The organism is Endozoicomonas sp., from assembly GCF_051008435.1.
GTDB lineage: Bacteria > Pseudomonadota > Gammaproteobacteria > Pseudomonadales > Endozoicomonadaceae > Endozoicomonas_A.
In genome coordinates this window covers 1-1,525 of sequence record NZ_JBPCXO010000483.1, presented here as the reverse complement: position 1 = coordinate 1,525, position 1,525 = coordinate 1, and the positions used below count along the sequence as shown (strand labels likewise).

The window sequence follows — 1,525 nt, the reverse complement described above, 5'->3', positions numbered from 1 at the left end:
TTCTGGGACTATCTGACAGACAGGTTAACAGGCAGTGGCTCGTTTCCAAGGCTGACGGACTTGATTGAAAAAGCTTCTCACATACTACCTTGTGGGCTTTGCAGCAGTTATTAAGAAGCTACGAGCTTTCTTGCTGACTCAGGAAACAGGCTCTATTTCTGCTGCGGCTCGCAGAATGAACAAGCCTCGTGTTCTTATCAGTAACTGGATAGCCTCACTGGAAGATGAATGGGGTGTCTCGTTGCTTGACCGGACAGGGTATACACCCACCCTGACAGATGCAGGAAAGTCCCTGATGCCAACGTGTCAGTCTCTTCTGACCACTTCAGACCTTCTGGAACGAAAAGCCCAGAGTATGCAATGCTGTGAAGAGCAAGCCTTTGCTCTTGGGATCGATCAAGCGCTGGAGAAAGACTTTTTGACTCCGATGCCGGAGGAAGTTACCCGTCAGTTTCCGACCTTAAATCTGACACTGCAAACCGGTTTCGATGATGAGTTGCTCGAAAAGATCGAGAACCAGACTCTGGACATGGTACTGACTTCTTCCGGACAAGTAGCCATCGAGCAGTTTTCCTGTAAAACAGTTAGGTCATTGTGATTTTGTGGCCGTCTGCCGATCCGACTACCCGTTGGCAGATTATGAACAGCTGGAGATATCCGATCTTTTTTGCCATCGCCAGATAAACTCTCAGATTCACGATAAAACCCGTTTACAGACAGACCGTCTCTCTGACAATTTCTCGCAAGTACCGAATTATTCGGTAGCTGTTGAGCTGGTACGAAAAGGACATGGCTGGACTTATTGCCCAAAGCACGCCGTTTTGGAAGACATACGCTCAGGAAAGCTGGTTATTCTCAATCATCCACAGGCTGTTTATCGCTGGCCTGTCGGTATTTTCTGGAGCGCAGGTCGTCAACCTGGCACCATCATGCAGCACCTGATCGATCAGATCAGCCGCACCTTTCCATAAACTTAAAAAGCTTCTTTTAGCGAATAGTCCAAAAGCCACTGCTGAATATCAGACTTCAACCAATAAGGAAGATTGGAAAAAGGCAGTCTGACGGGCTTGGGAAAGCTCTGCTCGGTCATGGTTCCTTCTGAAACCAGGTTCTTAACCTGATCTCTGGATAATAGTTTATTCGACATCACGTCCTCAACCTGGAAAACAGTAAAAAATATTCGCTTTATTCTCCATGGATTTCATTAGTTAGCATTTCAGACTCTGTCTGTTTGTAATAACAATGAATTCTCAAGGCTTGAATTTTCTGCACAGATAATGACGTATAAATGTTTCAGTTTTATATCAATGGACTGTCCAGGAATAGAATGCCCACCTTCTTTCATGAATCAAAAAACCTCTTCATAACTTCTGACAGAATTCAAGGCAGAGTCTGTTATCCTTAAGTCCCGCTTAACGATCTGAAGAAGTAAGACAGAATGAACTGAAAGGAGCGCCCTCTGTGCTGTTCAGGCAAAATACCTGTATTAATAACAATGCACTTGCAAGGTGCTACACAGGGACGC

3 protein-coding genes are annotated in these 1,525 nt (G+C 45.3%); 2 read left to right on the top strand and 1 reads right to left on the bottom strand.

Features of this window, described 5'->3' with window-relative positions:
- Positions 1 to 64 precede the first annotated feature (64 nt).
- Both ACR2PX_RS23745 and ACR2PX_RS23740 read left to right on the top strand, forming a co-directional pair.
- Complete coding sequence (locus ACR2PX_RS23745) at positions 65 to 598, top strand: LysR family transcriptional regulator (RefSeq protein ID WP_434001828.1); 534 nt, start codon at positions 65 to 67, stop codon at positions 596 to 598.
- A 4-nt stretch (positions 599 to 602) separates the two neighbouring features.
- Positions 603 to 971, top strand: a complete 369-nt coding sequence (locus ACR2PX_RS23740; protein WP_434001827.1) for a substrate-binding domain-containing protein — start codon at positions 603 to 605, stop codon at positions 969 to 971.
- A 2-nt stretch (positions 972 to 973) separates the two neighbouring features.
- Here the strand turns inward: ACR2PX_RS23740 and ACR2PX_RS23735 are convergent, their stop codons facing one another.
- Entirely contained in the window at positions 974 to 1,147 is a 174-nt protein-coding gene (locus tag ACR2PX_RS23735) for a helix-turn-helix transcriptional regulator (protein WP_434001826.1), read from the bottom strand.
- Between the last annotated feature and the right edge of the window lie 378 nt (positions 1,148 to 1,525).